The sequence below is a fragment of the Streptomyces sp. NBC_00631 genome, assembly GCF_045206895.1.
Classification (GTDB): Bacteria; Actinomycetota; Actinomycetes; order Streptomycetales; family Streptomycetaceae; genus Streptomyces.
On sequence record NZ_CP107734.1, the window covers coordinates 9,659,782 to 9,684,895 of the forward strand.

Genomic DNA, 25,114 nt, shown 5'->3' on the forward strand with positions numbered 1-25,114 from the left:
AACTCCAGGTCGGTAGGGGGCCGAGGCGCATCCGCCACACCACGACGGGCGGCGCCAAGTCGATGGAGCACGAAACTGTTCGGAGCCTATTCAGTCCCTGTGTCCCCTGGCCTGTCCATGGCACCTGCTGTCACACGATCGCCATTCGGCCGCAATCCTCCCTGACGGTCCCCCAGATGCCCCCTTCTGCACGGGAGTTGACCCGGGTAGCGTCCGCCCCATGCCGAAACGCACGCGCTTCACGATCTGGAGACCGCTCGCCGTCGCGGCCGTCGCAGCCCTGCTCGCCGCCTTCCTCACCCCGGGCGCGGCCCAGGCCGCCGGTACCCCGCGCGAGAGCCGACCCGTCTACTCGTACGCGAACGCCATCCGCGAGGCCGTCTGGGTGGACACCGGCCTCGACTCCGACGGCGACGGGAAGACCGACCGCGTCGCCGCCGACATCGTCCGGCCCGCCGAACCCGCCGCGCGGGGCCGCAAGGTGCCGGTCATCATGGACGCCAGCCCCTACTACTCCTGCTGCGGACGCGGCAACGAGAGCCAGGTGAAGACATACGAGGCGAGCGGCCACGTGGTCCAGATGCCGCTCTTCTACGACAACTACTTCGTACCCCGCGGCTACGCCTTCGTCGGCGTCGACCTGGCCGGGACCAACCGCTCCGACGGCTGCGTCGACGTCGGCGGCCGCTCCGACATCCAGTCCGCGAAGGCCGTCATCGACTGGCTGAACGGCCGCGCCAAGGCGTACAGCAGCCGCACCGGCAGCACCACCGTCAAGGCGAGCTGGACCAACGGGAAGACCGGAATGATCGGCAAGAGCTGGGACGGCACCATCGCCAACGGCGTGGCCGCCACCGGCGTCAGGGGCCTGAAGACCATCGTCCCGATCAGCGCCATCTCCTCCTGGTACGACTACTACTTCGCCCAGGGCGCCCCGCTCTACGACTCGGGCCCCGACTGGCTGGCCGGGGCGGTGGAGAGCGACACGGCCTACGCCAAGTGCGCTGCCGTCCAGCAGAAGCTGGTCGACGGCGCCCCGCGCAACGGCGACTGGACCGGCCTGTGGACCGAGCGCGACTACGTCAAGGACGCCTCCAAGGTGAAGGCCAGTGTCTTCCTCGTGCACGGCATGCAGGACCTCAACGTCCGCACCAAGCACTTCGGCCAGTGGTGGGACGCCCTCGCCAGGAACGGCGTCGAGCGCAAGATCTGGCTCTCCCAGACCGGGCACGTCGACCCCTTCGACTACCGGCGCGGCGCCTGGGTCGACACCCTGCACCGCTGGTTCGACCACGAACTCCTCGGCTACGACAACGGCATCGACCGTGAGCCCATGGCCGACATCGAGCGCCACCCCGACCAGTGGGTGACCTCGTCCGTCTGGCCGCCGCGCGGCACGCGGGCCACCACCCTGCGCCCCGCCACCGGCGCCGAGCCGGGCGTCGGTACCCTGGGCCTGAGCCGGGGCTCCGGCACCGAGACGTTCACCGACGACCCGCGGCAGAGCGAGACCGACTGGGCCGCCCAACTCGCGACCCCCACCTCGGACAAGGCCGGATTCCTCACCGCGCCGCTCACCCGGGACCTGCGCCTGTCCGGCTCGTCGAAGGTGACCGTCACCGCCACCCCGACCACGTCGACGGCCCACCTGACCGCTGTCCTGGTCGACCTCGGCCCCGACACCATCCGGGACTACGCCGACGCGGCCGAGGGCATCACCACCCTCACCGACCGCACCTGCTGGGGCCAGAGCACGGCCGGCGACAGCGCCTGCTTCCTGCGGACCGCCGCCAGGACCAAGGCCGTCGACTACACCGTCTTCAGCCGCGGCTGGGCCGACCTCGGCACCTACGCCGACCCCGGCAAGGGCGTCCCGCTCACCCCGGGCAAGGCCTACACGATCACGCTCGACCTGGCGGCCACCGACCACGTCGTACCCAAGGGCCACCGCCTGGCGCTGATCGTCGCGGGCACGGACAAGGACCTCATCGATCCGCCGTCCACCACCCCGACGCTCACCGTGGACCTGTCCCGTACGACGGCCAGGGTCCCGCTGGTCGGCGGCGCGGCCGCGTTCACCCGCGCCACCTCGACCCGGTGGACCGCCCCCGAGGCGAGGGCCCTGCACGGCGTCCGCGCCCCGCGCACCGTCCAGCGCGTCCCCGCGAGCTGACCGCTCAGGCGGCCGGGCCGGCGTCCACCAGCCCGGCCGCCTCCCGCGCACATCCCCAGGCGACCGTCACCCCGGCCCCGCCGTGCCCGTAGTTGTGGATCAGCACCCGACCGTCCGGCCGGAGTCCGTGCTCCAGCCGGACCGACGTCCGGTACGGCCGCAGCCCCACCCGGTGCGCCAGCACCCGCGCCCCGGCGATCTCCGGCCGGACCGCCGCACACCGCGCCACGATCCCGGCCGCGACCTCCGGATCCGGCTCCAGCGACCAGGAGTCCTCCTGAGCCGTACCCCCCAGCAGCAGCCCGCCGGGCTGCGGGAAGAAGTAGGCGGAGGCGCCCCCCTCCGCATCGTCGACGGACGTGTACCAGGTGGTGATCCCGGGATTCTCCACCACGACCAGCTGCCCGCGCACCGGACGCACGGCCGGATCCGGGACGAGCGAACGGGCCCCGAGCCCCGTGCAGTTGACCACGACCGGCGCGGGCACCTCGTCCAGCCCATGCACCGTCCGCTCCTCGACCGTCCCGCCCGCCCGCTCCAACCGCTCGCGCAGCCACGCCAGGTGGACCGCCATGTCGATCAACGGCAGCCGGGCCGCCAGACCTTCACCGGTCTCGGCCAGCCCGGGCACCTCCGACGCCCACGCACCCAGCTCGTCCAGCCGCAGTCCGCCGTGTACGCCCTCGACCAGGCGTACGCCCGTCTCCTCAGGCCGCGCCGCCAACTCCGCGTACACGACAAGGGAGGCGAGCGCCCACTCCCCGACCAGTGCCTCCGGCTCGATGCGGTACGGCCACCACAGCGCGCCGGCGACCGCCGAGGTCGTACGCCCGCCGGTCTCCCGGGCCCACACCCGCACCCGGCGGCCGCCCTCGGCCAGCACCACCGCGGTGGTCAGTCCGACGACCCCGCCACCGACCACGATCACTTCGTCACTCAGCTCAGGCTGCACACCGTGACGTTAGCGGAATATGTCATGCTGCGCTCAGATCGTCCCGCTCTGGGGATACTCACAGCATGTCTGCCGCATACGCGACCTTCGGCCTGGCCCCGGCGATGCGCGCCGGCGGTGTCCGCGCCGACGGCGGCTACCAGCTCCACCGGGACTTCGTGGACTTCGTCGTCGACGGTCACCCGCTGCTGTTCCAGCTCTCCGACCTGGACGCCGTCTCCCCGCTCGCCTCCGACGTCCCGCCCGCGATCTTCACCGCCCAGGTCCGCAGCCTCTTACTGGAGTCCGAGGCGCCGCTGCCCGACGACCGGTACGTCATCTACGGGTGCCCCGAGTGCGAGGACCTGGCCTGCGGCGCGGTCACCGCGGTCATCGAGCACGACGGCGACGACTACATCTGGCGGGACTTCGCCTGGCAGACCGGCGACCACGCCGACCTGGAGCTCAACGGCTATCACGGCATCGGCCCGTTCCGCTTCCGCGGCCCCGAGTACCGCGACGCCCTCGGCGCGCTCCTGGCGGACCCCGGCCCGCCGCCCGGCCGCCGGGTGCTGCTCATCGGCGCCCGCGTCGCCCTCCTCGCCAAGCTGGCCGCCGCCCTGCGCACCATCGGCATCGGTGCCGACATCACCCGCGACGCCGACGGCGTCCCCGCCGAGGAACTCCGCGGCTACGGTGCCGTCGCCTTCGGCCCCGCGGTCGGCGAGGCCGAGCGGACCGCCGTGCGCCAGGCGTTCGAGCGGGCGGGCGTGGCCGTGGCCTACGTCCACGGACTCGCCCCGATCGTCCCGCTTCTCGTCGCCCAGATCGAACACGCCCTCGACCGCAGCCCGCTGCCGCAGCGCCGGCTGACCCGCCTGGTCGCCGCCGACGGCACCGCCGGCATCGAGGTCACCGCACCCTGCCGGGTGCGGCTCACGGCGTACCGTCTCGACCGGCTCTCCCGCCCCCGCGCCCACGAACTCTTCGACGGCGTCCTGGAACCCGGCCGCCACCGCATCCCCCTCGACGGCAAGGCGGCCAAGGGCTCGTCCTTCGTCGTGGCCCGCACCTCCGGGAGCGTCCTGGTGCAGGCGACGGTGCGCTGACCGACATGCCCCGCGGACATTAGGATCGGCGTTCTGATGACTGCCACCCTTGTCGCCAAGAACCTCGCCGCCGGGCACGGCGACCGCTCGCTCTTCTCCGGGCTCGACCTCGTCGTCGCGCCCGGTGACGTGATCGGGCTGGTCGGTGCCAACGGGGCGGGCAAGTCCACCCTGCTCCGGCTGCTCGCCGGGCTCACCGCCCCCGAACAGGGCGAACTGCGGCTCTCCCCGCCGACCGCGGCCGTCGGCCACCTGCCGCAGGAGCCCGAGCGGCGGCCCGGCGAGACCGTCCGTGCCTTCCTGGCCCGGCGCACCGGAGTCGCCGAGGCCCAGCGCGTGATGGACGAGGCGACCCAGGCCCTGGTCGACGGGGCACCGGGCGCCGACGACGCCTACGCCACCGCGCTGGAGCGCTGGCTGGACCTCGGCGGCGCCGACCTGGAGGAGCGGGCCGAGGAGGTCTCCGACTCCCTCGGCCTGGCCGTCGACCTCGACCAGCCGATGACCTCCCTCTCCGGCGGCCAGGCCGCCCGTGCCGGCCTCGCCTCCCTCCTGCTCTCCCGCTACGACGTCTTCCTCCTCGACGAGCCCACCAATGACCTCGACCTGGACGGCCTGGAGCGCCTCGAACGCTTCGTGACCGGCCTGCGCGCCGGCACGGTCGTCGTCAGCCACGACCGCGAGTTCCTCACCCGCACGGTCACCAAGGTCCTCGAACTCGACCTCGCCCAGCGGCAGATCAACCTCTACGGCGGCGGTTACGACGCCTACCTGGAGGAACGCGACGTGGCCCGCCGGCACGCCCGCGACGACTACGAGGAGTACGCCGACAAGAAGTCCGCCCTCCAGGACCGTGCCCAGATGCAGCGTTCCTGGATGGACAAGGGCGTCAAGAACGCGCGCCGCAAGGCGTCCAACGACAACGACAAGATCGGCCGCAAGTTCCGCAGCGAGGCCAGCGAGAAGCAGGCCGCCAAGGCCCGCCAGACCCAGCGCATGATCGAACGCCTGGAGGTCGTCGAGGAGCCCCGCAAGGAGTGGGAACTGCGTATGGAGATCGCGGCGGCCCCGCGCTCCGGCGCCGTCGTCGCCACCCTGCGGGACGCGGAGGTGCGGCGCGGCGACTTCACCTTCGGGCCGGTCTCCCTCCAGATCGACTGGGCGGACCGGGTCGCGGTCACCGGCGCGAACGGCGCGGGCAAGTCGACGCTGCTCGCCGCGCTGCTCGGCCGGGTGGAGCTGGACGCCGGGCACGCGGCCCTCGGTTCGGGCGTGCTGGTCGGCGAGGTCGACCAGGCCCGCAAACTGTTCCACGGCTCCGAGTCCCTGCTGGACGCCTTCAGCGCGGCCGTACCGGACACCGAACCGGCCGAAGTGCGCACCCTCCTGGCCAAGTTCGGCCTGAAACAGGACCACGTGCTCCGCTCGGCGGCCTCCCTCTCCCCGGGCGAGCGCACCCGTGCCGCCCTGGCCCTGCTCCAGGGCCGGGGTGTCAACCTCCTCGTCCTCGACGAGCCGACGAACCACCTCGACCTGCCCGCCATCGAGCAGTTGGAGTCCGCGCTCGACGCCTACGAGGGCACCCTCCTCCTGGTCACCCACGACCGCCGCATGCTGGACGCGGTCCGGGTCACCCGCTGCCTGGAGGTCGCGGCGGGCAAGGTGACGGAACGCGCCCCATAAGGGGCACGGGGCTGTACGCGCATGCGGCTTCGCCGCGTGGGCGCGGTCGACCTGCGCCGCTACAGCCCTTCACGGCGTCCGCAGAGGTACGACCGCGAGTTGCCGTGCTCCTTTCGTCCCGCGTTCACCGAACGCCGCGCGCGGCCTCCTCGGCCGCCCGCTCCACCCGGCCCCGGTGCTGCGCCCAGGCCGCCGCGTCACCGGGCGCCATGTTGGTGCCGTTCGCCCGCTGCCCCGTCGCCCCGTCGACGAGCTCACGCACGATGTCCGCATGACCGGCGTGCCGCTGACTCTCGGCGACCATGTGCGTGAGGACGCGGTGGAGGGTGATCTCCTTCGGCGGATCGACGGGCAGCTGCCCGACCGCGTCCAGGGGCAGCGCGGCGATCGTCTAGTCCGAGTGGGTCCAGACCTGCCGGTACCCGCGGACTGTCGCCGCACGCGTCTCGTCGCCCCGCGCCCACAGATCTCCGTTGGGTTCCGCGTCACCGGTGAACCACAGCGGAGGTGCCCCGTCGAAGGGCCGCCCGAAGGTCGCTCCGAAGTACCAGGCCTCGGCACCGGCGAGATGCTTGACCAGGCCCAGCAGATTCGTACCCGTGGGAGTCAGCGGCCGCCGGATGTCGTACTCGGACAGCCCCTCCAGCTTCCACAACAGCACGTCCCGGGCGTCCTGGAGGTATGTATGGAGATCGGCCTTGAAGTCTGGTCCAGTCATGGGGCCAGTCTTCGGATCAGGAGATCACTGTCCACGGAATTATGCGGCGCGAGACGGCACCCGCGAGGGAAACGCGCCCCTCCAGGGGCGCTGGGGGTACCCCCGGCCGAAGGCTGGGGGAGGAACTGCGCGACCAGCCACAACGAGCCCGCAGCTCCCCACCGCCCCGGCAGGCACCCTCAGCGCTTCCCGTCCTTCCCGCCCAGCAACCCGGCCCGGCGCAGCGCATCGGCCATCGCGCTGTTCGCGGGCGCCGGCGCCGAAGCCTGACGAGCGCCGCCCCCCTGCCGCTGCTGCTGTTGCCGCTGCTGCGGCGGACGCCCGCCCCGCTGGCGCCGCTCGCCGCCGTCGCCCTGCCGGCCGCCCTGCTGCGCAGCGGCCTCGTCGTCCAGCCGCAGCGTCAGCGAGATCCGCTTGCGCGGGATGTCCACGTCGAGGACCTTCACCTTGACGATGTCACCCGGCTTCACCACGTCCCGCGGGTCCTTGACGAACGTCTTCGACATCGCGGAGACATGGACCAGGCCGTCCTGGTGCACACCGACGTCGACGAACGCGCCGAACGCCGCCACGTTCGTGACGACCCCCTCCAGGACCATCCCGGAGGACAGGTCGGAGATCTTCTCGACGCCCTCCTTGAAGGTGGCCGTCTTGAAGGCCGGACGCGGGTCGCGCCCCGGCTTCTCCAGCTCCTTGAGGATGTCGGTGACGGTCGGCAGACCGAACGTCTCGTCCACGAAGTCCGTCGGCCGCAACGAGCGCAGCGCACCCGTGTTGCCGATGAGCGCGGCCACCTCCTGGCCCGTCGTCTTCACCATGCGTCGTACGACGGGGTACGCCTCCGGGTGGACGCTCGACGCGTCCAGCGGGTCGTCGCCGCCACGGATGCGCAGGAAGCCCGCGCACTGCTCGTACGCCTTCGGGCCGAGCCGGGCCACGTTCTTCAGCTGGCCCCGGGAGGTGAAGGGGCCGTTGGTGTCGCGGTGGGCGACGATGTTCTCGGCGAGCCCGGAGGTGATGCCGGAGACGCGGGCGAGGAGCGGGGCCGACGCCGTGTTGACGTCCACACCGACGCCGTTCACACAGTCCTCGACCACCGCGTCCAGCGAGCGGGACAGCTTCATCTCGGACAGGTCGTGCTGGTACTGGCCGACGCCGATCGACTTGGGGTCGATCTTCACCAGCTCGGCCAGCGGGTCCTGGAGCCGGCGGGCGATGGACACGGCGCCGCGCAGCGACACGTCCATGTCGGGCAGCTCCTGGGAGGCGAACGCGGACGCCGAGTACACGGACGCGCCCGCCTCGGACACCATCACCTTGGTGAGCTTCAGCTCCGGGTGCCTGGTGATGAGCTCACCGGCGAGCTTGTCGGTCTCGCGGGACGCCGTGCCGTTGCCGATCGCGACCAGCTCGACCGCGTGCTCCTTGGCGAGCCGGGCCAGCTTGGCGATCGCCTCGTCCCACTTGTTGGCCGGGACGTGCGGGTAGATGACGTCGGTGGCGACCACCTTGCCGGTGGCGTCGACGACGGCGACCTTCACGCCGGTCCGGAAACCGGGGTCCAGGCCCAGCGTCGCGCGGGTGCCGGCCGGGGCGGCGAGCAGCAGGTCGCGCAGGTTCGCCGCGAAGACGTCGACCGCCTCGTCCTCGGCGGCCGTACGCAGGCGCAGCCGCAGGTCGATGCCGAGGTGGACGAGGAGGCGGGTGCGCCAGGCCCAGCGGACCGTGTCCGACAGCCACTTGTCGGCCGGCCGGCCGCGGTCGGCGATCCCGAACTTGTGGGCGACGATCCCCTCGAACGAGGACGGGCCCTCGGTCGGCTCCTCCGGCTCCAGGACGAGGTCGAGGACCTCCTCCTTCTCACCGCGCAGCATGGCCAGGATGCGGTGCGAGGGCAGGTCGGTGAACGGCTCGGCGAAGTCGAAGTAGTCAGCGAACTTCGCGCCCGCCTCCTCCTTGCCGTCCCGCACCTTGGCGGCGAGCCGGCCGCGCACCCACATGCGCTCGCGCAGCTCACCGATGAGGTCGGCGTCCTCCGAGAACCGCTCGGTGAGGATCGCGCGGGCGCCGTCCAGGGCGGCCTGCGCATCGGCGACGCCCTTGTCGGCGTCGACGAAGGCGGCGGCGGCCGCCAGCGGCTCCACCCCCGGGTCCCCGAGCAGTCCCTCGGCCAGCGGCTCCAGGCCGGCCTCCCGGGCGATCTGTGCCTTGGTCCGCCGCTTCGGCTTGTACGGCAGGTAGATGTCCTCAAGCCGCGCCTTGGTCTCGGCGCCCCGGATCTGCGCCTCCAGCTCGGCGGTGAGCTTGCCCTGCTCCCGCACCGACTCCAGGATCGCCGACCGCCGTTCCTCCAGCTCCCGCAGATAGCGCAGCCGCTCCTCGATCGTGCGCAACTGCGCGTCGTCGAGCATCTCGGTCGCTTCCTTGCGGTAGCGGGCGATGAAGGGCACCGTCGAACCGCCGTCGAGCAGCTCCACGGCAGCCTTGACCTGCCGCTCCCGTACGCCGAGCTCCTCGGCGATCCTGCCTTCGATGGACCCTGGAACCAGAGACCCGGGTGTCGTCACGTCCCGTACCGCCTTCTCCACTGAGGTTGCGCCGCAATTGTGGCAGGTGACACCGACAACCGGGCCCCAGGGCGCCTTTCCACGACACGGACTCTCCCGAATTCCCCCACACACCCGAAAAACCAGGGGTACGGTTCCTCCCGACCTCCGGCCTCCGCCCCTCGTTTCCGTCACCCCTTGCCGAGAAGGTCTGCGGGGAACGCTCCGGCGGCCACTGCCGCCCGCGCGAAGGCCGCCGCCAGTTCCGTCAGGCGGGTCACGCCGTCGGCTCCCAGGTGCTCGTACGGTGCCAGATCCAGGCGGTCCGTCACGGTCTCGACGTCCGCGCGCAGGGCCACCCCCGCCTCGGTCAGCTCGCCCGCCGCGTCGAGCAGGCCGCGCCCGCGCAGCCGTGTCACCGCCGCGTCCCAGTCGTCCTGGCTCCAGCCGCGGGTGGCGAACACCCACTTCGGGGTCATGCCCTTGCCGGTCGCCGTGTGCGTGACCACCGCCTCCAGCCCGTCAAGACCGGCCGCCAGCAGCGCCGCGAGGTGCCCGTCGCCGCGGTGCTCGCGCAGCAGCGTGCTCGCGTGCCAGTAGGCGAGGTGGGGCTCCTCGGGCACCGGCAGGTCCGCGTGGGCGGCGTAGAGCGGACGGCCGGAGCGGGCGCAGGCCTCGGTGGCGCGCAGCGCGAGCCGCGCGGCCTCGGCCATCGCGTCGGACGCCACCACGTCCGCGCCGAGCAGCCGCCGCATGGACGCGTCGACGGCACGCGTGCGTGCGGCGAGGACGTCCTTCGGGGACGCGGTCTCCCAGACGGCCGGCACATGCCGGGCCACCAGCTCGTACTTGTAGTTGTAGAAGGTCGCCGTCACCGTGCCGGCCCCGACCGGCCCCAACGCGGCCGCCCGCACCGCGAAGTTGACGGCCCGCGGGTGCGTGACCCCGAGCGCGGCCAGTTCCTCGGCCAGCTCGGGGCTGAAGAAGTGGGTCGCGTGCAGGGAGTTGAGCAGGGACTGGCAGCGGCGGCCGGCGAGCGGCTCCAGGATGGCGGTCGTCATGAGGCCGCACGCTACTGACTGGTTGGTACGGACTCCAGTCTCCGGACCGATGCGGATCCGGTACGCCCTCGGGGCATGGCAGGAAAGGCAGGATCAGCGAGCATCCGGACGGCGACCTGAGCGCCGAGGCGCCGGCCGCCCGCGCCGCGCTCTCGCCCCGCCACCTTCGCCCGCGCCTTCCGGGCCGAGACCGGGACGACGCCCGGCCGCGTGAGCCGGTTCATCCTCGGCCGGGAACAGCCCACGTGAACCGCGGCTGACGGCGCTCCAGGAACGCGGCGACGCCCTCGGCGGTGTCGCCGCTGCCGTGCGCCTGCTCCGCCCAGTGCGCGTCCCGGTCCGTGCGGCCGTTCGCGAACTCCTTCGCGGCGGCCTGCGTCAGCTGCGAGCGTTCGGTCAGGATCCGGGTGAACTCCGCCACCCGCTTGTCCAGTTCGCCCTCCGGCAGCACCTCGTCGACCAGACCGGTGCGCAGCGCCCGCTCCGCGTCGATCAACTCGCCCGAGAAGAGGAGGTACTTGGTGGTGGCCGGGCCGACCAGGGACACCAGGCGGCGGGTGGACGCGGCCGGGTAGACGATGCCGAGCCTGGCCGGTGTCACCCCGAAGAGCGCGCCCTCCTCGGCGAACCGCAGATCGCAGGCGGCGGCCAGCTGCGAGCCTCCGCCGACGCAGTGGCCGCGCACCGCGGCGAGGGTCGGCTTGGGGAACGCCGCAAGGGCCTCCTCGGCGGCGACGGCGAGGGACTGCGCCTCGGCGGACGAGCCCCGGAGGGTGGAGATGTCGGCGCCGGCGCAGAAGGTGCCGCCCGCACCGGTGAGGACGAGGGCCCGCACGGCGGCGTCCGCCGCCAGGTCGTCGAGGAGGGGCGGGAGGGCGCGCCACATCTGCGCGGTCATCGCGTTGCGTTTGGCCGCGTTGCCGATGACTACGGTGGCAACGGCGTTTCTGACCTGGTGGTCGAGGCGGGGCTCCATGGTGCGGGATGGTATCCGGGCCGGGGAGAGGCGGAATTCCGGTGGCGGCACGGGAGCCGCACCCCTCCTGCTCGGAAAGTTCTCATACCCGTACAACCCGAATAGTTCGCGAAGTCGGCATCGAGGAGGGCAAGAGTCGTCCCACAACTGACCTTGTCATACGCCAACGGTCAGATCCGTTCGATAGTTGCTGACTTGTGTTCAGTCCTTGGGCGCGGAGGGGGTCGTTACCAACACTCGACGTGTGGTGACAATCGAGCGCGAGGGTGGCGACCGGACGATGGAGAACCACGGGCGCGGGCACGACCCGCGTCCAGAGTCGGGCGGCGCTCCGCCGCCGGATCCGCTGCCGTACGAAGGAGTCTGGCGGTTCACCGCCGCCGCCGTGGACGCCTCGGTCCCGCAGGCGCGGCGCGCCGTACGGGACCTGCTCCAGCGCCAGGGCGTCCCGGTCTCGGAGGACCTGGTGTACGGGCTGTTGCTGATCGTCTCCGAGCTGGTCACCAACGCGGTCAAGCACGCGGCGCTGCTGTCGCCGGTGCTCGCCGTCGAGGTCGCCGTCGGCGCCGAGTGGGTGCGGGTGTCGGTGGAGGACAACCACCCCTACCGCCCGACCGCCCTGGAGGCCGACCACGGCCAGACCGGCGGCCGGGGGCTGCTGCTGGTGCGGGAGGTGGCCCGGGAGGCGGGCGGAGTCGTGGACGCGGAGCACACGTCGAGCGGCGGCAAGGTGATCTGGGCCGCCCTGCCGCTCAAACCCGCGGCGCTGCCGTGAGGGATCTCACCAGCCGGCGGACGTGCCCGTCAGTTCCCTGATCGCCGGGCGGGCCGCGTCCAGCACGGTCATGAACCAGGACGAGAAGGCGTCCTGGGCGTGCCGCTCGGCCAGCTCGGCGGCTGTCACGAAGACGGTCGCCTCGACCTCCTCAGGGTCCGGCGCGAGCGGCGCCTGGACCATACCGACGAACAGGTGGTTGAACTCCTGCTCGACCAGGCCGGAGGCCGGGTCCGGGTGGTTGTAGCGGACCGTGCCCGCCTCGGCGAGCAGCGACGGGGAGACCCCCAGCTCCTCGAAGGTCCGCCGGGCCGCCGCCGCGAAGGGCGCCTCGCCGGGGTAGGGGTGACCGCAGCAGGTGTTCGACCACACGCCGGGGGAGTGGTACTTGCCCAGTGCCCGCTGCTGGAGCAGCAGCCTGCCGTGTTCGTCGAAGAGGAAGACGGAGAACGCCCGGTGCAGCTGCCCGGGGGGCTGATGCGCGGCCAGCTTCTCCGCGGTGCCGATGGTCACACCCTTCTCGTCGACGAGTTCAAGGAAAATCGCGTCTGCGGTCCCTTCCGACGTGCTGTGCGTCGCGGTGGCAGGTGTGATCGGCATACCCATCCTTCGCCTCGGTCTTCGCACCAAGTCTGCCGTACGAATCCGACACTCCCGGCACTTCCCGGCACGGGCACGCCGGAAGAGGGACCCGGTACTTGATCGTGCCCTACGGGTGTGAGAGGGAACCGTCCGGGGGCCTCGAACACAAGGACGCCGGGGGAGTGCGGAGCCCCTCGCCCAGGACCCGGCCGGGCCGGGGGTCAGTGGCAGAGCCGGGCCTCGTGCTCCGCGTGGCCGCCCGGTTCCAGCTGGAAGGTGCAGTGCTCCACGTCGAAGTGGTGGCCCAGGCAGCCCTGCAGCTCGTGCAGCATCTTCTCGTGGCCGATGGCGCTGAGCACGTCCGAGCGGACCACCACGTGCGCCGACAGCACCGGCATGCCCGAGGTGATCGTCCAGGCGTGCAGGTCGTGGACGTCCTCCACGCCGTCCAGCGCCAGGATGTGCGCCCGCACCTCCGTCATGTCGACGCCCCGCGGCGCCGACTCCAGCAGGACGTCCAGGGTCTCGCGCAGCAGTTTCAGCGTCCTCGGCACGATCATCAGGCCGATGACGAGCGAGGCGATCGGGTCGGCCGCCTGCCAGCCGGTGGTCAGGATCACCACGGCCGAGATCAGCACCGCCAGCGAGCCCAGCGCGTCGGCCGCCACCTCCAGGAAGGCGGCGCGCACGTTCAGGCTCTCCTGCTGGCCGCGCACCAGCAGCGTGAGCGAGATCATGTTGGCGACCAGGCCGATCAGACCGAACACGATCATCTGGCCGCCGTGGGTGTCCGCGGGCGTGACGAACCGCTGGATCGCCTCGTACAGCACATAGCCGCCGACCACGAGCAGCAGCAGGCAGTTCGCCAGGGCGGCGAGGATCTCGGCGCGGGCCAGGCCGAAGGTGCGGTTGGTGCTCGGCGGGCGGTTGGCGAAGTGGATCGCCAGCAGAGCCATGCCGAGGCCCAGCGCGTCGGTCGCCATGTGGGCGGCGTCCGCGATCAGCGCGAGCGAGTCGGCCAGCAGACCGCCGGCGACCTCGACCACCATCACTCCGAGGGTGATGGCGAGCGCCACCCTGAGCCGCCCGCGGTACGCCGCCGCGGCCGTACCGGTGGGCGGCGCGTGGGTGTGGCTGTGGCCGTGGTCGTGCCCTGCCCCCATGACAAACGCCTCCTGTGTTCTGCCCGGGCTCACAGTGAACTACGGGTGGGGGGTATCGGGCAACGCTGCACTGAACACCGTTGTCATCTGCCCTGACCTGCGGAAACGAACCCCAGGTCAGGGCAGCCTCAGTTGCCTTCCGTAAGGGGGTGTGCCGTATGGGTGGCCGGCCGGACGCGGAGGCGCCGCCATGGATCCGTGTCCTCAATGCCCGTTCTGCGAGCGCGGTTTGTGGGCCGGGGCCCGGATCACGGATGATGATCTCGGCAACGGCCGGGGCAGAGCGGGCCGACCGTGCCATGAACGGCCGGTGAACAAGCGGTCCTCACCATCCGCTAACCTCTGCCGAATGCCGTCAGGGGGCCGCGAGGCACACCCCGCCCCACCACGCAGCAGACCGGCGCCCGTACGCCGGCACCCAGGGAGTGAGTTCGGTTGTCGATCGCCATCGTCACCGGTCCGCCGGTGCCCGGATCGTCACTGGAGAGCGATCTGCGGGCGCTCGGCTTCGAGGTGCGGACGGCGTCGGACACCGCCGAGGCCGAGGCGCTCCTCACGGCCGTACCCGCCGATCGGCGCGTCGCCGTCGTCGACGCCCGGTTCGTCGGTCATGTGCACGCCCTGCGGCTCGGCCTCACCGACCCCCGCTTCCCGCTCGCCGCGATCCCCGGCGCCGTCACCGCCCAGCCGGCCGGCCGTGCGGCCCTGAACCAGGCGCTGGCCCGGGAGGCCTCGGCGGGCGGCAGCACCGACCTCGCGGTCGACAACCTCGTCACCGCCCTGGACGCCGACGTGCACCGTCCCGAGCTGGGCAGCCTGGTCGCCACCGTCCCCGCCGACCCGCAGGCCCGCAACGAGGCACGGCAGGCCGTGGCCGCCGTCGACGACGAGGCCGTACGCCTGAAGTCGGCCGTGAAGTCCCGGGACGGCTTCTTCACCACCTTCTGCATCAGCCCGTACTCGCGCTACCTCGCCCGCTGGTGCGCACGGCGCGGACTGACCCCCAACCAGGTCACCACCGCCTCCCTGCTCACCGCCCTGATCGCGGCGAGTTGCGCGGCCACCGGCACGCGGATCGGCTTCGTCGCCGCCGGCGCCCTGCTGATCTGCTCCTTCGTCCTGGACTGCACCGACGGCCAGCTCGCCCGCTACTCGCTGCAGTACTCCACGCTCGGCGCCTGGCTGGACGCCACCTTCGACCGGGCCAAGGAGTACGCCTACTACGCGGGTCTCGCGCTGGGCGCCGCCCGCGGCGGGGGCCATGACGACGTATGGGCCCTCGCCCTCGGCGCGATGATCCTGCAGACCTGCCGGCACGTGGTCGACTTCTCCTTCAACGAGGCGAACCACGACGCCACCGCCAACACCAGCCCGACCGCCGCCCTCTCCGGCAGGCTCGACAGCGTCGGCTGGACGGTCTGGGTGCGCCGGATGATAGTCCTGCCCATCGGCGAGCGATGGGCACTGATAGCCGTCCTGACAGCGGCCACGACCCCGCGGATCACCTTCACCGTCCTGCTGATCGGCTGCGCGTTCGCGGCCACCTACACCACGGCAGGGCGGGTGCTGCGGTCGCTGACCCGCAAGGCGAAGCGGACGGAGCGGGCGGCGAAGGCACTGGCGGACCTGGCCGACAACGGTCCGCTCGCGGGAGTCGTCTCCCGCGCCCTGCGCGCCCCGCTCGGCTCCCCGTTCCTGGTGAGCCTCGCCGGCGTGGCGGTTCTCACCGTCTCCCTCTTCTCCGGTGCGACCTGGGCCCCGGTCGCGGGGGCCGTCGTCTACGCCCTCGCCGCCGGTCAGGCTCTGGCCCGGCCGCTCAAGGGCGCCCTGGACTGGCTGGTCCCACCCCTCTTCCGGGTCGCCGAGTACGGCACCGTGCTCGTCCTCGCAAGTAAAGCCGGGGTAAACGGAGCCCTTCCTGCGGCTTTCGGCCTGGTGGCCGCCGTCGCCTACCATCACTACGACACGGTGTACCGCATCCGCGGCGACGCCGGGGCGCCGCCGGCCTGGCTGGTACGTGCCATCGGGGGGCAGGAAGGGCGGACGCTGCTCGTCACCGTCCTGGCCGCGCTGCTCACGGCCGCGCAGTTCAAGGTCGCGCTCACGGTCCTCGCCGTGGTCGTGGCCGGGCTGGTGCTCGTCGAGAGCATCCGCTTCTGGGTGTCCGCAGGGGCGCCCGCCGTACACGACGAAGGAGAACCCGCATGATCGGCCTCGTGCTGGCGGCCGGCGCCGGCCGGCGTCTGCGCCCCTACACCGACAGCCTGCCCAAGGCGCTGGTGCCGGTGGGGCCCGCCGGGATAGAGGACTCGATCACGGTGCTCGACCTGACCCTCGGCAACTTCGCCGAGATCGGCCTGACCGAGGTCGCCGTCATCGTCGGCTACCGCAAGGAGGCCGTCTACGAGCGCAAGGCGGCGCTGGAGGAGAAGTACGGCCTCAAGCTCACCCTCATCGACAACGACAAGGCCGAGGAGTGGAACAACGCCTACTCCCTGTGGTGCGGCCGTGACGCCCTCAAGGACGGCGTGATCCTCGCCAACGGCGACACCGTGCACCCCGTCTCCGTCGAGAAGACGCTGCTCGCCGCCCGCGGCGACGGCAAGAAGATCATCCTCGCCCTCGACACCGTGAAGTCCCTCGCGGACGAGGAGATGAAGGTCGTCGTCGACCCCGGCAAGGGCATGACGAGGATCACCAAGCTGATGGATCCCGCCGAGGCCACCGGCGAGTACATCGGCGTCACCCTCATCGAGGGCGACGCGGCCCCCGAGCTCGCCGACGCGCTGAAGACGGTCTGGGAGACCGACCCCCAGCAGTTCTACGAGCACGGCTACCAGGAACTGGTCAACCGCGGCTTCCGGATCGACGTGGCGCCCATCGGCGACGTCCGGTGGGTCGAGATCGACAACCACGACGACCTCGCCAGGGGACGTGAGATCGCGTGCCAGTACTGACCCGGCTGATTCCCTCGCCGGTCGTCGTGGACATCCGCCCGGGTGCCCTCGACGACCTCGCGGGCGTGCTCGCCGACGAGCGCATCTCGCACTCGGGGCGGCTCGCCGTCGCCGTCAGCGGCGGCTCCGGCTCGAAGCTGCGCGAGCGCGTCTCGCCGAGCCTGCCCGGAGCCACCTGGTACGAGGTCGGCGGCGGCACCCTCGACGACGCGATCCGGCTGGCCGGTGACATCAAGGCCGGCCGCTACGACGCGGTCGTCGGCCTCGGCGGCGGCAAGATCATCGACTGCGCCAAGTTCGCCGCGGCCCGGGTGGGCCTGCCGCTGGTCGCCGTGCCGACGAACCTCGCCCACGACGGCCTGTGCTCGCCGGTCGCCACCCTCGACAACGACGCGGGCCGCGGCTCCTACGGCGTCCCCAACCCGATCGCCGTCGTCATCGACCTCGACGTGATCCGCGAGGCCCCGGCGCGCTTCGTGCGCTCCGGGATCGGTGACGCGGTCTCCAACATCTCGGCGATCGCGGACTGGGAGCTGTCCCACCGCGTCAACGGCGAGAAGATCGACGGTCTGGCGGCCGCCATGGCCCGCCAGGCCGGCGAGGCGGTGCTGCGCCACCCCGGCGGCATCGGCGAGAACGACTTCCTCCAGGTCCTCGCCGAGGCCCTGGTGCTCAGCGGCATCGCCATGTCGGTGTCGGGCGACTCCCGCCCGTCCTCCGGCGCCTGCCACGAGATCAACCACGCCTTCGACCTGCTCTTCCCGAGGCGGGCCGCCAGCCACGGCGAGCAGTGCGGCCTCGGCGCGGCCTTCGCGATGTATCTGCGCGGGGCCCACGAGCAGTCCGTGTACATGGCCGGTGTGCTGCGCCGGCACGGACTGCCGGTGCTGCCGGAGGAGATCGGCTTCACCGTGGACGAGTTCGTCCGGGTCGTGGAGTTCGCTCCGGAGACCCGGCCCGGCCGCTACACCATTCTCGAACACCTCGACCTCAAGACCCACCAGATCAAGGACTTCTACGTCGACTATGTCAAGGCCATCGGTAGCTGAACTCCGTCCGGTCGTCCACCCCGCTGGGGTCAAGGACCGGCGCAGCGGTGAGCACTGGATGGGGCGCCTCTACATGCGTGAGGTGTCCCTGCGGGTGGACCGCTACCTGGTGAACACCAGGGTCACGCCCAACCAGCTCACGTACCTGATGACCGTCTTCGGCGTGCTCGCGGCCCCGGCCCTGCTGGTGCCGGGGATCACGGGCGCCGTCCTCGGCGTGGTGTGCGTCCAGATGTACCTGCTGCTGGACTGCGTCGACGGCGAGGTCGCCCGCTGGAAGCAGCAGTACTCGCTGGGCGGGGTCTACCTGGACCGGGTGGGGGCGTACCTCACCGACGCGGCCGTCCTGGTCGGGCTCGGGCTGCGCGCCGCCGACCTGTTCGGCAGCGGCCGTATCGACTGGCTGTGGGCCTTCCTCGGCACCCTGGCCGCGCTCGGCGCCATCCTGATCAAGGCCGAGACCGACCTGGTCGGCGTCGCCCGCCATCAGGCCGGGCTTCCGGTGGTCAAGGAGGCCGCCGCCGAGATGCGCTCCTCCGGCATGGCGCTGGCCCGCCGGGCCGCCGCCCTGCTCCGGTTCCACCGGCTGATCCTCGGCATCGAGGCCTCCCTGCTGATCCTGCTGCTCGCGATCGTCGACCAGGTCCGCGGCGACCTCTTCTTCACCCGCCTCGGCACCGCCGTGCTCGCCGGTATCGCGCTGCTCCAGACCCTGCTGCACCTGGTCTCGGTCCTCGCGTCGAGCAGGCTGCGGTGAGCGCCGGACCGAAGGTCGGCGCGGTCGTCATCACCATGGGCAACCGCCCCGACGAACTGCGCGCCCTCCTCGACTCGGTCGCCAAGCAGCACGGCGACCCGGTCGAGGTGGTCGTCGTCGGTAACGGTTCGCCCGTCCCGGCGGTGCCGGACGGGGTCCGCACCCTGGAACTGCCCGAGAACCTCGGCATTCCCGGCGGCCGCAACGTCGGCATAGAGGCCTTCGGCCCGAGCGGCCGCGATGTCGACATATTGCTCTTCCTCGACGACGACGGCCTGCTCGCCGAGCACGACACCGCCGAGCTGTGCCGTGAGGCCTTCACGGCCGACCCGAGGCTCGGCATCATCAGTTTCCGCATCGCCGACCCGGACACCGGACAGACCCAGCGCCGGCACGTGCCGCGGCTGCGGGCCTCCGACCCGATGCGCTCCTCCCGGGTCACCACCTTCCTCGGCGGCGCCAACGCCGTCCGCACCCAGGTCCTCGCCGAGGTCGGCGGCCTGCCGGACGAGTTCTTCTACGCCCATGAGGAGACCGACCTGGCCTGGCGCGCCCTGGACGCCGGCTGGATGATCGACTACCGCTCCGACATGGTGCTGTTCCACCCCACGACCGCCCCCTCCCGGCACGCGGTCTACCACCGGATGGTCGCCCGCAACCGGGTCTGGCTGGCCCGCCGCAACCTGCCGGCCCTGCTGGTCCCGGTCTACCTCGGGGTGTGGATGCTGCTGACCCTGGTCCGCCGCCCGTCCCGCCCGGCCCTGCACGCCTGGTTCGCCGGCTTCCGGGAGGGCTGGACCACCCCGTGCGGACCCCGCCGCCCGATGCGCTGGCGGACCGTGTGGAGACTCACGCGACTGGGCCGTCCCCCCGTGATCTGACAAGCTCGAAGGTGCGTGTCCGCGCGTGACGGCGTGCGGACACGCCACGGAGCGGCCGCGCATGGCGCGCCGGCGCCCCCGGAAAATGTGTCTGATGGCGGAGGCGTGTCGCGCCCAGTAGCACAATTCCGTAAGACGAACGTAAGACACATCCGAAGACGCATCCGAAAACGAAGGCTTGCACCCTTGAGTGAGACAACGCATGACGGCGGGATCGCGGTGAGCGCGGCGCCGTCGCCCGACGAGGGCCTCACGGCGGCGCAGCTCGCCGCCAGGTACGGGCTCGCGGTGAGCGGCGCACGCCCCTCGCTGGCCGAGTACGTACGCCAGCTCTGGGGGCGGCGCCACTTCATCCTGGCCTTCTCGCAGGCGAAGCTCACGGCCCAGTACAGCCAGGCCAAGCTCGGCCAGCTCTGGCAGGTGGCCACGCCGCTGCTCAACGCGGCCGTGTACTACTTCATCTTCGGCGTCATCCTGCACGCCAGCCGTGGCATGTCGCAGGACGTCTACATCCCGTTCCTGGTCACCGGCGTGTTCACCTTCACGTTCACGCAGAGCTCGATCATGACGGGCGTGCGGGCGATCTCCGGCAACCTGGGACTGGTGCGCGCGCTGCACTTCCCGCGGGCCTCGCTGCCGATCTCCTTCGCGCTCCAGCAGCTCCAGCAGCTGCTGTTCTCGATGATCGTCATGGTCGCGGTGGTGGTCGGGTTCGGCAGCCACCCGGGCCTGTCGTGGGTGCTGGTCGTCCCCATCCTGTTCCTGCTGTTCCTCTTCAACACCGGCCTGGCCCTGATCGTGGCCCGGCTCGGCGCCAAGACGCCGGACCTCGCCCAGCTGCTGCCGTTCATCCTGCGCACCTGGATGTACATGTCCGGCGTGATGTTCTCGATCAGCAAGATGATGGAGGGCCGGCCGGAGTGGGCGCGCACGCTCCTCCAGGTGAACCCCGCCACTGTCTACATGGACCTGATGCGCTTCGCCCTCATCGACGGCTACGGCGCCTCGAACCTGCCGCCGCACGTCTGGGCCGTCGCCCTGTGCTGGGCCGTGGTCGTGTTCGCCGGCGGTTTCGTGTACTTCTGGAAGGCGGAGGAGCGGTACGGCCGTGGCTGACCTCAACGACGTGGAGCAGACCCCCGGGGAGCGGATCCCCACCGTCATCGCGGATGACGTGCACATCGTCTACCGGGTCAACGGCGCCAAGACCGGCAAGGGCAGCGCGACGGCCGCCCTCAGCCGCATCTTCAAGCGCGGCGAGGACCGGGGCGTCCGCAAGGTGCACGCGGTCCGCGGAGTCTCCTTCGTCGCCTACCGCGGCGAGGCCATCGGCCTGATCGGCTCCAACGGCTCCGGCAAGTCCACCCTGCTGCGCGCCATCGCCGGCCTGCTGCCCGCCGAGAAGGGCAGGGTCTACACCAACGGCCAGCCCTCGCTGCTCGGCGTCAACGCGGCCCTGATGAACGACCTCACCGGTGAGCGCAACGTCATCCTGGGCGGCCTGGCCATGGGCATGTCCCGGGAGGACATCAGGGCCCGCTACCAGGAGATCGTCGAGTTCTCCGGCATCAACGACAAGGGCGACTTCATCACCCTCCCGATGCGCACCTACTCCTCCGGCATGGCGGCCCGGCTGCGGTTCTCCATCGCCGCCGCCAAGGACCACGACGTCCTCATGATCGACGAGGCGCTGGCCACCGGTGACGCGGCCTTCCGCAAGCGCTCCGAGGACCGGATCCGGGAACTGCGCGAGCACGCCGGCACCGTGTTCCTGGTCAGCCACAACAACAAGTCGATCCGCGACACCTGCGACCGTGTCCTGTGGCTGGAGCGCGGTGAGCTGCGCATGGACGGCCCGACCGAAGAGGTGCTCAAGGAGTACGAGAAGTTCACGGGCAAGTAGCCCTGACTGGCCGGGGCCCCGCCGGAACCTTTCCGGCGGGGCCCCGCGTCTGCAAAGGAAACGTCAACTCCGGCTCGCCTTAGGAATCTTGACGCCAATCGGTGTGTTGTTGTGATCTGCGGGACACCCCGACGAACCTCGACGCGTTGTACAACGTAAGCTGTACCGGTCCCGGAAAGCGGCAAGTGGGGCGATAATGCGCGACACCCTCCGCCGGGCCTCCCCGCGGATTGCTGGGCGGCGTGTCCGAAATAGTGTGTATTGGGTCGGCAGTGTAGAACGGGAGATGTGACGGCAATGGCTACGGAAACTCCCCAGCTCAACGCAGGCCGCGCCGTCCCCGCCCCGGGCAGCGAACGGTGACGGCGACCGCCTCGGCGCGCACCGCGGACCCGGAGCGCGACACCCTGGACAAGGCCGCGGACGAGAACTTCCCCGTGGCCCCGTTCTTCCTGCCGAAAGCCTGGCGCGACGACCTGATGGCGGTCTACGGCTTCGCCCGCCTCGTCGACGACATCGGCGACGGCGACCTGGCCCCCGGGGGTGCCGACGCCCGCCTGCTCGGCGTGTCCCCGGCACAGGCCGAGGACCGCCTGGTCCTGCTCGACGCCTTCGAGGCCGACCTGCGCCGCGTCTTCGACGCCACCCCGCGCCACCCGCTGCTGCGCCGCCTCCAGCCCACGGTCCGCCGCCGCTCCCTCACCCCCGAGCCGTTCCTCGGACTGATCGCCGCCAACCGCCAGGACCAGCTCGTCAAGCGGTACGAGACCTACGACGACCTCCTCGCCTACTGCGAGCTGTCCGCCAACCCCGTCGGCCGCCTGGTCCTCGCCGTCACCGGTACCTCGACCGCCGAGCGGATCCGGCTCTCCGACTCGATCTGCACCGCACTCCAGATCGTCGAACACCTCCAGGACGTGGCCGAGGACCTCGGCCGCGACCGGATCTATCTGCCCGCCGAGGACATGAAGCGCTTTCACGTCCAGGAGGCGGATCTCGCCAGGAAAACCGCGGGCGCATCGGTGCGTGCACTGGTTGCATATGAAGCACAACGCGCCCGCGATCTCCTGAATGAAGGCGCCCCCCTTGTGGGTAGCGTCAACGGCAGGTTGAAGCTGCTGCTCGCGGGGTTCGTGGCGGGGGGAAGGGCGGCGGTCCATGCGATCGCCGCCGCCGAATACGACGTACTTCCCGGCCCCCCCAAGCCCGGCAAGGGCCGGTTGCTGCGTGAGGTGGGCGTGACTCTGCGAGGAGAGGGGTGATCCGGACCGTGGACTCTCCCACACACGTGTCCGCGCCGGTACTCGCCGCCTACAGCTACTGCGAGACGGTCACCGGACAGCAGGCACGGAACTTCGCCTACGGCATCAGGCTGCTGCCGGCGCCCAAACGGCGCGCCATGTCGGCGCTCTACGCCTTCTCCCGGCGCGTCGACGACATCGGCGACGGCGAGCTGGCCGGCGACGTGAAGGCGGCCCGCCTGGAGGACACCCGGGCGCTGCTCGCCCGGGTCCAGGACGGCGCGGTCGCCGAGGACGACACCGACCCGGTCGCGGTCGCCCTCGCCCATGCCGCCCAGGCCTTCCCGATCCCGCTGGGCGGACTGGACGAGCTGATCGACGGTGTCCTGATGGACGTCCGCGGCGAGACCTACGAGACCTGGGACGACCTCAAGGTCTACTGCCGCTGCGTGGCCGGCGCCATCGGCCGGCTCTCGCTCGGCGTCTTCGGCACGGAACCGGGGGCGCGCGGCGCCGAGCGCGCGCCGGAGTACGCCGACACGCTCGGGCTCGCGCTCCAGCTCACCAACATCCTCAGAGACGTCCGCGAGGACGCCGGCAACGGCCGTACCTACCTGCCCTCCGACGACCTCGCCAAGTTCGGCTGCTCGGCCGGTTTCCACGGGCCGACCCCGCCCGAGGGCTCCGACTTCGCGGGTCTCGTGCATTTCGAAGTACGGCGCGCCCGTGCCCTTTTCGCCGAGGGCTACCGGCTGCTGCCCATGCTGGACCGGCGCAGCGGCGCCTGTGTCGCCGCCATGGCCGGCATCTACCGCCGTCTGCTCGACCGCATCGAGCGCGAACCGGAGGCGGTGCTGCGCGGCCGGGTCTCGCTGCCCGGACGCGAGAAGGCGTACGTCGCGGTACGCGGTCTGTCCGGGCTGGACGCCCGGCGCCACACCTCCCGTCTGACCGCCAGGAGGCGTGCCTGATGGACGCAGTGGGCCAAGGTGACTCCACCGGAGGAAAACGGCAGGCAACCCTCCGGCACGGCATGGCGTCCCTGACTGCGACGGCCCGACCTGCCCCGTCCCACCGGCACGGCGGCCAGGCAGGAAAGGCGACACGATGACCGACGGCACGCGATCCGAACGGACGCACGACGACCCCGCGTCCGGGCGTACCGCTGTCGTGATCGGCGGCGGCCTGGCCGGCACCACGGCCGCGCTGGCACTCGCCGACGCGGGCGTCCGCGTGACGTTGCTCGAAGGCAGGCCGCGCCTCGGCGGGCTCGCCTTCTCCTTCCAGCGCGGCGACCTGACCGTGGACAACGGCCAGCACGTCTACCTGCGTTGCTGCACCGCCTACCGCTGGTTCCTCGACCGCATCGAGGGCGCGGCGCTGGCACCGCTGCAGGACCGCCTCGACGTGCCCGTGGTCGACCTCGACAAGCCGGAGGGGCGGCGCCTGGGCAGGCTGCGGCGCGACCCGCTGCCCGTCCCCCTGCACCTGGGGCGCAGCCTGGCCGCCTATCCGCACCTCTCGCTCGTCGAGCGGGCCAGGGTCGGGCGTGCCGCGCTCGCGCTCAAGGGACTCGACCTCGCCGATCCGAGCCTGGACGCACAGGACTTCGGCAGCTGGCTGGCCGCCCACGGCCAGTCGGCGCGTGCCGTCGAGGCCCTGTGGGACCTGGTCGGGGTCGCCACCCTCAACGCGGTCGCGGGCGACGCCTCGCTGGGGCTCGCCGCGATGGTGTTCAAGACCGGTCTGCTGTCCGACCCGGGCGCGGCCGACATCGGCTGGGCCCATGTGCCGCTGGGCGAACTGCACGACCGGCTGGCCCGCAAGGCGCTCGACTCCGCGGGCGTGCGTACCGAGGTCCGTACACGCGTCACCTCCGTCTCCACTAACGAGAACGGGACCTGGAGCGTTCAGGTTCCCGGCGAGACACTCACCGCCGACGCCGTCGTGCTCGCCGTCGCCCAGCGCGAGGCGTACGACCTGCTGCCGGCCGGCGCCCTCGACGCCCCGGAGAACCTGCTGGAGATCGGCACCGCGCCGATCCTCAACGTCCATGTGGTCTACGACCGTGCGGTGCTCGACAAGCCGTTCTTCGCGGCCCTCGGCACCCCGGTCCAGTGGGTGTTCGACCGCACCCACGCCTCGGGGCTGTTGAAAGGCGGGCCCGAAGGGCCTCCGTATAAGGGTGGCGGTGGGCGACGGGCGGGACAGTACCTTGCGCTGTCCCAGTCGGCCGCCCAGGACGAGATCGACACCCCCGTGGCCGACCTGCGCGAGCGCTATCTGCCCGAGCTGGAACGGCTGTTGCCCGGTGCGCGCGGCGCCGGGGTGCGGGACTTCTTCGTGACCCGGGAGCGCACCGCGACGTTCGCCCCCACCCCCGGCGTCGGGCGGCTGCGGCCCGGCGCCCGCACCAAGGCACCCGGCCTCTACCTGGCCGGAGCGTGGACCGCCACCGGGTGGCCCGCGACCATGGAGAGTGCGGTCCGCAGCGGTGTCAGTGCGGCCGATGCCGTGTTGCGCACTCTGGGCCGGCCCCGCCCCCGTCACCTCTTCGAGTTCGAGGAGGCGGCGTGACGCTCGATCAGCAGGCGGCAGGCCCCCGCATC

Annotated in this window: 21 protein-coding genes and 2 pseudogenes; 16 read left to right on the plus strand and 7 right to left on the minus strand. The window is 71.7% G+C overall.

Annotation, left to right across the window (positions count from 1 at the left end):
* Nucleotides 1–220 precede the first annotated feature (220 nt).
* On the plus strand, nucleotides 221–2,173 hold the full coding sequence (locus OHB00_RS43775; protein ID WP_406443527.1) for a Xaa-Pro dipeptidyl-peptidase: 1,953 nt from the start codon (nucleotides 221–223) through the stop codon (nucleotides 2,171–2,173).
* Nucleotides 2,174–2,177: 4 nt separating this feature from the next.
* Here OHB00_RS43775 and OHB00_RS43780 read toward each other — a convergent pair whose 3' ends face one another.
* Nucleotides 2,178–3,101, minus strand: a complete 924-nt coding sequence (locus tag OHB00_RS43780; RefSeq protein ID WP_406446256.1) for an FAD-dependent oxidoreductase — start codon at nucleotides 3,099–3,101, stop codon at nucleotides 2,178–2,180.
* An 89-nt stretch (nucleotides 3,102–3,190) separates the two neighbouring features.
* On the opposite strand from OHB00_RS43780, the gene OHB00_RS43785 reads away from it, so the two are divergent.
* A complete protein-coding gene (locus OHB00_RS43785) occupies nucleotides 3,191–4,213 on the plus strand; it encodes an oxidoreductase (protein WP_406443529.1) in 1,023 nt (340 codons plus the stop codon).
* A gap of 36 nt (nucleotides 4,214–4,249) precedes the next feature.
* Entirely contained in the window at nucleotides 4,250–5,896 is a 1,647-nt protein-coding gene (locus tag OHB00_RS43790; protein ID WP_406443530.1) for an ABC-F family ATP-binding cassette domain-containing protein, read from the plus strand.
* Nucleotides 5,897–6,020: 124 nt separating this feature from the next.
* Here OHB00_RS43790 and OHB00_RS43795 read toward each other — a convergent pair.
* The 3 genes and pseudogenes from OHB00_RS43795 to OHB00_RS43805 form a co-directional block, all read right to left on the minus strand.
* Nucleotides 6,021–6,614, minus strand: a pseudogene (locus OHB00_RS43795) (DinB family protein).
* Between the two features lie 179 nt (nucleotides 6,615–6,793).
* A complete protein-coding gene (locus OHB00_RS43800) occupies nucleotides 6,794–9,181 on the minus strand; it encodes a Tex family protein (protein ID WP_406443532.1) in 2,388 nt (795 codons plus the stop codon).
* A gap of 170 nt (nucleotides 9,182–9,351) precedes the next feature.
* Nucleotides 9,352–10,221 carry an SCO6745 family protein gene (locus OHB00_RS43805; protein ID WP_406443533.1) on the minus strand — a complete coding sequence of 290 codons (870 nt, stop codon included), beginning with the start codon at nucleotides 10,219–10,221 and terminating at the stop codon, nucleotides 9,352–9,354.
* 92 nt (nucleotides 10,222–10,313) lie between these two features.
* Here OHB00_RS43805 and OHB00_RS43810 point away from each other — a divergent pair.
* Nucleotides 10,314–10,431, plus strand: a pseudogene (locus tag OHB00_RS43810) (AraC family transcriptional regulator); the annotation flags it as partial.
* Nucleotides 10,432–10,441: 10 nt separating this feature from the next.
* Here OHB00_RS43810 and OHB00_RS43815 read toward each other — a convergent pair.
* A complete protein-coding gene (locus tag OHB00_RS43815) occupies nucleotides 10,442–11,197 on the minus strand; it encodes an enoyl-CoA hydratase/isomerase family protein (protein WP_406443535.1) in 756 nt (251 codons plus the stop codon).
* Between the two features lie 280 nt (nucleotides 11,198–11,477).
* Between OHB00_RS43815 and OHB00_RS43820 the strand changes: the two genes are divergently transcribed.
* Nucleotides 11,478–11,972, plus strand: a complete 495-nt coding sequence (locus OHB00_RS43820) for an ATP-binding protein (protein ID WP_406446258.1) — start codon at nucleotides 11,478–11,480, stop codon at nucleotides 11,970–11,972.
* A 6-nt stretch (nucleotides 11,973–11,978) separates the two neighbouring features.
* On the opposite strand, the gene idi is transcribed toward OHB00_RS43820, so the two are convergent.
* The gene (gene idi / locus OHB00_RS43825; protein WP_406443537.1) at nucleotides 11,979–12,572 is read right to left on the minus strand and encodes an isopentenyl-diphosphate Delta-isomerase; all 594 of its coding nucleotides are present in this window, start codon (nucleotides 12,570–12,572) and stop codon (nucleotides 11,979–11,981) included.
* Nucleotides 12,573–12,775: 203 nt separating this feature from the next.
* Nucleotides 12,776–13,717: a cation diffusion facilitator family transporter gene (locus OHB00_RS43830; RefSeq protein ID WP_406443539.1), complete on the minus strand. Its 942-nt coding sequence runs from the start codon at nucleotides 13,715–13,717 to the stop codon at nucleotides 12,776–12,778.
* A gap of 435 nt (nucleotides 13,718–14,152) precedes the next feature.
* On the opposite strand from OHB00_RS43830, the gene OHB00_RS43835 reads away from it, so the two are divergent.
* The 11 genes from OHB00_RS43835 to hpnE all read left to right on the plus strand — a co-directional run bounded on the left by OHB00_RS43835 (nucleotide 14,153) and on the right by hpnE (nucleotide 25,082).
* Complete coding sequence (locus OHB00_RS43835) at nucleotides 14,153–15,925, plus strand: DUF5941 domain-containing protein (RefSeq protein ID WP_406443541.1); 1,773 nt, start codon at nucleotides 14,153–14,155, stop codon at nucleotides 15,923–15,925.
* Nucleotides 15,922–16,674 (plus strand): sugar phosphate nucleotidyltransferase, encoded by a 753-nt coding sequence (locus OHB00_RS43840; protein ID WP_406443543.1) that lies wholly within the window; start codon nucleotides 15,922–15,924, stop codon nucleotides 16,672–16,674. Before OHB00_RS43835 ends, OHB00_RS43840 begins: the two co-directional genes overlap by 4 nt.
* A complete protein-coding gene (locus OHB00_RS43845; RefSeq protein WP_406443545.1) occupies nucleotides 16,662–17,723 on the plus strand; it encodes an iron-containing alcohol dehydrogenase family protein in 1,062 nt (353 codons plus the stop codon). Before OHB00_RS43840 ends, OHB00_RS43845 begins: the two co-directional genes overlap by 13 nt.
* On the plus strand, nucleotides 17,701–18,480 hold the full coding sequence (locus OHB00_RS43850) for a CDP-alcohol phosphatidyltransferase family protein (RefSeq protein ID WP_406443547.1): 780 nt from the start codon (nucleotides 17,701–17,703) through the stop codon (nucleotides 18,478–18,480). The genes OHB00_RS43845 and OHB00_RS43850 overlap by 23 nt, the downstream gene beginning before the upstream one ends.
* On the plus strand, nucleotides 18,477–19,361 hold the full coding sequence (locus OHB00_RS43855; RefSeq protein WP_406443549.1) for a glycosyltransferase family 2 protein: 885 nt from the start codon (nucleotides 18,477–18,479) through the stop codon (nucleotides 19,359–19,361). Before OHB00_RS43850 ends, OHB00_RS43855 begins: the two co-directional genes overlap by 4 nt.
* Nucleotides 19,362–19,547: 186 nt before the next feature.
* Nucleotides 19,548–20,477, plus strand: coding sequence for an ABC transporter permease (locus OHB00_RS43860; RefSeq protein ID WP_406443551.1), 930 nt, complete (start codon nucleotides 19,548–19,550; stop codon nucleotides 20,475–20,477).
* Nucleotides 20,470–21,264, plus strand: coding sequence for an ABC transporter ATP-binding protein (locus OHB00_RS43865; protein WP_406443553.1), 795 nt, complete (start codon nucleotides 20,470–20,472; stop codon nucleotides 21,262–21,264). The genes OHB00_RS43860 and OHB00_RS43865 overlap by 8 nt, the downstream gene beginning before the upstream one ends.
* A gap of 359 nt (nucleotides 21,265–21,623) precedes the next feature.
* Complete coding sequence (gene hpnC / locus OHB00_RS43870) at nucleotides 21,624–22,526, plus strand: squalene synthase HpnC (protein WP_406443554.1); 903 nt, start codon at nucleotides 21,624–21,626, stop codon at nucleotides 22,524–22,526.
* A complete protein-coding gene (hpnD, locus tag OHB00_RS43875; protein ID WP_406443556.1) occupies nucleotides 22,523–23,476 on the plus strand; it encodes a presqualene diphosphate synthase HpnD in 954 nt (317 codons plus the stop codon). Before hpnC ends, hpnD begins: the two co-directional genes overlap by 4 nt.
* Nucleotides 23,476–23,616: a DUF6380 family protein gene (locus OHB00_RS43880; RefSeq protein WP_406443558.1), complete on the plus strand. Its 141-nt coding sequence runs from the start codon at nucleotides 23,476–23,478 to the stop codon at nucleotides 23,614–23,616. The genes hpnD and OHB00_RS43880 overlap by 1 nt, the downstream gene beginning before the upstream one ends.
* A complete protein-coding gene (gene hpnE, locus OHB00_RS43885; protein ID WP_406443560.1) occupies nucleotides 23,613–25,082 on the plus strand; it encodes a hydroxysqualene dehydroxylase HpnE in 1,470 nt (489 codons plus the stop codon). The genes OHB00_RS43880 and hpnE overlap by 4 nt, the downstream gene beginning before the upstream one ends.
* The last annotated feature ends 32 nt before the right edge of the window (nucleotides 25,083–25,114 follow it).